4 protein-coding genes are annotated in these 4,661 nt (G+C 72.4%); all 4 read left to right on the forward strand.

The window, feature by feature from the left end; all coding sequences use genetic code 11:
* Nucleotides 1-287 (forward strand): phosphoglycerate kinase (pgk, locus tag WEB03_RS07005; RefSeq protein ID WP_368070229.1); only part of this gene is annotated, 287 nt, incomplete at its 5' end.
* A gap of 29 nt (nucleotides 288-316) precedes the next feature.
* Complete coding sequence (locus WEB03_RS07010) at nucleotides 317-2,149, forward strand: ABC transporter ATP-binding protein (RefSeq protein WP_368070230.1); 1,833 nt, start codon at nucleotides 317-319, stop codon at nucleotides 2,147-2,149.
* Nucleotides 2,146-3,921 carry an ABC transporter ATP-binding protein gene (locus tag WEB03_RS07015; RefSeq protein ID WP_368070231.1) on the forward strand — a complete coding sequence of 592 codons (1,776 nt, stop codon included), beginning with the start codon at nucleotides 2,146-2,148 and terminating at the stop codon, nucleotides 3,919-3,921. Before WEB03_RS07010 ends, WEB03_RS07015 begins: the two co-directional genes overlap by 4 nt.
* A 45-nt stretch (nucleotides 3,922-3,966) precedes the next feature.
* Nucleotides 3,967-4,661: triose-phosphate isomerase (gene tpiA, locus WEB03_RS07020; RefSeq protein WP_368070232.1), on the forward strand; the 695-nt coding region annotated here is incomplete at its 3' end.

The following is a 4,661-nucleotide window of genomic DNA, read 5'->3' on the forward strand; positions in this document are numbered from 1 at the left end:
CCGCGACGTACGCGGACACGATCCGGTCCGCCGGCAGCGTGTTCTGGAACGGCCCGATGGGCGTGTTCGAGTGGGAGGCCTTCGCCGCCGGCACGCGGGCCATCGCCCAGGCCGTGGCATCGGCGTCCGGGATGACGATCGTCGGCGGTGGCGACTCCGCCGCGGCGATCCGCAGCTTCGGGCTCGACGATCGGGTCGATCACGTGTCGACCGGTGGTGGCGCCTCGCTCGAGCTGCTCGAGGGCGAGACCCTCCCCGGCGTGGCAGCGCTGCGGAGCGACGCCTGAGCGGCCAGGGGCCGCCCACCTTCCGTCAGGTGGTCCGCGACGGCGGTCGCCTGATCTGGCACTTCGTGCGCGAGCAGCCGCTGGCCTTCACGCTGGCCGCGGCGGGAGCGATCGCGTTCACGGGGGCGATCGTCGCGTCCGCGGTCGTCGTCGGCCACGTCACGGACGACGTGATCGTGCCCGTGCTCGCCGAGGGCGAACCGGTCGGGGGGCGCTTACGCACCGCCGTCCTGCTCATCCTGGCCATCGCGGTCTGGAAGGCGGTCGGCATCATCGTGCGCCGGACCACCGCGGGCTGGCTCCAGTTCGGCGCACAGTTCCGCCTGCGTGAGCGGGTGCTCGCCCACCAGCTGCGGCTGTCGCTGCGCTGGTACGGCTCGCGGACCGTCGGCGACCTGCTGTCGGTCTCCGACAGCGACGCGCAGCGGGCCACGTTCGTGCTGGCGCCGCTCCCGTTCGCGACGGGGGTGGCCTTCCTGCTCGTCGGTGCCACCGGTGTGGTGGTGGTCACCGACACGACCATCGGGCTGATGGCCGGCGCACTCCTGCTCATCGTCATCGCGATCGACCTCTGGGGTGGGTACCGGACGTTCGCGGCGATGGAGGAGGAGCAGCGTCGTCGCGGCGGGGTCGCCCGGGTCGCCCACGAGTCGTTCGACGGAGCTCTCACCGTCAAGTCCCTCGGTCGCGAGGTGCACGAGACGGAGCGTTTCCGGAACGTGACCGAGCACCTGCGTGACCAGACCATCGAGGTCGGCCGGGTCTGGACGGGGTACCGCGCCTTCACCGAGGCGCTGCCGGCGATCGGCACGGTGGCCATCCTGGTGGTGGGCGTGGCACGGATCGCTGCGGGTGAGCTGACCACCGGCGAACTGGTGCGCGTCGCCTACCTGATCTCGTTGCTGGCGGTGCCCATCCGTCTCATCGGCTACCTGATGTGGGACACCGCGAACTCGGTGGCGGGCTGGACCCGCATCGCCGAGGTGCTCGACGTCGACGACGTGGTCACCTTCGGTGCCCTCGGGGCCGGGGACTCCACGACGGCCGCGGTGGTCGAGGCCGACGCCGTCGAGTTCGCGTACGGCGACGACGGACCACCGGTCCTGGCGGGGCTGGAGCTGCGCGTCGAACCGGGCCGTACCGTCGCCGTCGTCGGCCCCACGGGCAGCGGGAAGTCGACGCTGGCCCTGCTGCTGGCTCGGCTGTGGGACCCCGACCGAGGCGTGGTCACGCTCGACGACCGCGATCTGCGCGAGCTCGCCTCCGGCGTCGTGCCGTCCGAGGTCGCCTACGTCGCGCAGGACTCGTTCCTCTTCGACGACGACGTCCGCGGCAACATCACCCTCGGTGACGCAGTCGACGACGACCGGGTCGAGGCTGCGCTCCGTCTCGCCGGAGCGACCCGGTTCGTCGCGGCGCTCCCCGAGGGCCTCGCGACCCGGCTCGGTGAGCGTGGGACCACGCTCTCGGGTGGGCAGCAGCAGCGCCTCGCGCTCGCTCGTGCGCTGGTGCGTTCGCCCCGGCTGCTCATCCTCGACGACGCGACCTCCGCCGTGGACCCCACCGTCGAGGCCGAGATCATCCGCGGCCTCCAGCGCGCCGAGCTGCCGAGCACGATCGTCATCGTGGCCTACCGGCGTTCGAGCATCGTGCTGGCCGACGAGGTCGTGCACATCGACGGTGGGCGCGTGGTCTCGCAGGGGAGCCACGAGGAGCTGCTCGCCAGCGATCCGGGGTACGCCGCCCTGCTCCAGGCCTACGAGGTGGACGCGGCGGCTCGAGCCGCGGAACTCGAGGAGGCGGCTCCGGACACGCTCGCGGCTGGACCGGACGAGCGCTCGCCGGGGGAGGGCCCGAGGTGAGCGCGACACCGGCCGAGACCATCAACGGTGAGCCCGCGTGGCGTTCCCTCGCCAGGGCCGCGCGCGTCGCCCCGTCCCTCGGTCGGGGGTTCCGTCTGACCCTCGTCCTGGCGCTGGTCGGCACGGCCAGCCAGATCGTGGTGCCGATCGTCGTCCAGCAGGTGCTCGACGGCCAGGTGCTGGCGGCGGAGGCCATCGACCTCGGGGCGGTCACTGGCGCCGGGGCGGTCGCCGTCCTGGCCCTCGTGGCCGCCGCCTTCGCCAGCAGGCAGGCGCAGTACCGCCTGATCCGGGCCGCAGCGACCGGTCTCGCCGAGCTCCGTGTCGCGACGTTCCGCCACGTCCACGACCTCTCGACCCTCCACGTCGCCGCCGAGCGACGCGGCACGCTCGTGGCCCGCGTCACCTCCGACATCGAGACGGTCACCCGCTTCGTCGAGTGGGGCGGCATCGGGATGCTGGTCGGCTCGGCCCAGGTCGTGCTGGTCGTCACGGTCATGCTGTTCTACGACGTCCGCCTCGCCGTCCTCGTCGTCCTCGCCGCGGTGCTGTACGCACTGCTGCTGCTGCTCTTCCAGCGCGTCCTGCGACGCGCCTACGACGGGGTCCGGGTCCGCGTCGGCGAGTCCCTCGCAGCGGTCTCCGAAGCGATCGCCGGGCTGCCGACGATCCGCGCCTACGGCACCGAGCAGCGGGTGCTCGACCGGGTCCGGGAGCGGCTGCGAGCACAGTTCCGCGCGGAGTTCCGTACCGGGGCGCTCGGCGCGTCGATGTTCTCGTCGGCCGAGCTGTTCGCCGCGTCGGTCACCGCCGGTGTCGTGGTGGTGGGCGTGCTCTCCGCCGATGCCGGTCTCACCGCGGGTCAGCTGGTGGCCTTCCTGTTCCTCGTGACGTTGTTCATCGAGCCGGTGCAGATGCTGGTGGAGGTGCTCAACGAGGCCCAGACCGCGGCCGCCGGTGTCCGCCGGGTACTCGGCGTGCTCGACAGGCCACTGGAGGTGGCCGACCCGAAGGATGGCGAGGCGCTCCCGCACCGCCCGCTCGACGTGCGCTTCCGCGGGGTGCGCTTCCGCTACCCGACCGGCGACGACGTCCTGCGCGGCATCGACCTCGAGGTCCCAGCCGGCGCTCGCGTGGCCGTCGTCGGGGAGACCGGCAGTGGCAAGTCGACCTTCGTCAAGCTGCTCGTGCGTCTGCTCGATCCGACCGCCGGTCGCATCGAGGTCGCCGGCATCCCCCTCGACCATGTGGCCTTCGCCTCCCTCCGCCGACGGGTCGCGTTCGTGCCACAGGACGGCTTCCTGTTCGACGCGAGCGTGGCCGACAACGTCCGGTACGGCGCACCGCACGCCACCGATCGTGACGTGCGCACGGCCTTCGCCGAGCTCGAGCTCGACACCTGGCTCGACTCGCTCCCCGACGGGCTCGACACGCAGGTGGGGGAGCGGGGTGGGCGGCTGTCGGCGGGGGAGCGCCAGCTGGTCGCGCTGGTGCGGGCGTGGATCACGGCCCCGGACCTGCTGGTGCTCGACGAGGCGACCTCCGCGGTCGACCCCGCGCTCGAGGTCTCGCTCCGACGTGCCATCGAACGGCTCACGGCCGGCCGCACCTCAGTGACCGTCGCGCACCGGCTCTCCACCGCCGAGGCGGCCGACGAGGTGCTGGTCTTCGACGCCGGGCGCCTCATCGAACGTGGTCCCCACGACGAGCTGGTCGCCCTCGGCGGCGTCTACGCCGCGCTCCACGCCGACTGGGCGCGGGGGACGGTTTGAACCCGGGTCTAGGCTCACGGACCACCCCAGACGAGGAGCGCGCACGTGTCCGAGCGACGGCCGATCATCGCCGGCAACTGGAAGATGCACAAGGATCACCTCGAGGCGATCCAGCTGGTCCAGAAGGCTGCCTACCACCTCGGTGAGGACGACTACGACGGCCAGGATGTCGTCGTGTGTCCCTCGTTCGTGGCGCTCCGGGCGATCCAGAACCTGATCCTCGGCGACAAGCTACCCATCCAGCTCGGCGCACAGAACGTGCACGCCGAGGACGAGGGGGCCTTCACCGGGGAGGTCTCGGCGCCGATGCTCGCTCGGCTCGACGTCCGCTACGTGATCGTCGGCCACTCGGAGCGCCGGGCGCTGTTCGGGGAATCGGACGAGGTGGTGGCGGCCAAGGCCGCGGCGGTCAAGAAGCACGGGATGGTCCCCATCCTCTGCGTCGGGGAGACCCTCGAACAGCGCGAGGCCGGCGAGGCGGTGGACGTCGTCGCGCAGCAGCTGCGAGGATCGCTGGCGGGGGCCCGGATCGATGACGCCGACCAGCTGGTCGTCGCCTACGAGCCGGTCTGGGCCATCGGTACCGGCCGCACGGCGTCAGCGGCGGACGCCCAGGAGCTGTGCGCCGCCGTCCGAGCGACCCTCGGCGAGGTGCTCGGTGAGGAGCTCGCCGCGGGGGTGCGGATCCAGTACGGCGGCAGCGTCAAGCCCGGCAACGTGCGCGAGCTGATGAGCCAACC

The sequence above is a fragment of the Nitriliruptor sp. genome, assembly GCF_040882075.1.
Classification (GTDB): domain Bacteria; phylum Actinomycetota; class Nitriliruptoria; order Nitriliruptorales; family Nitriliruptoraceae; genus Nitriliruptor.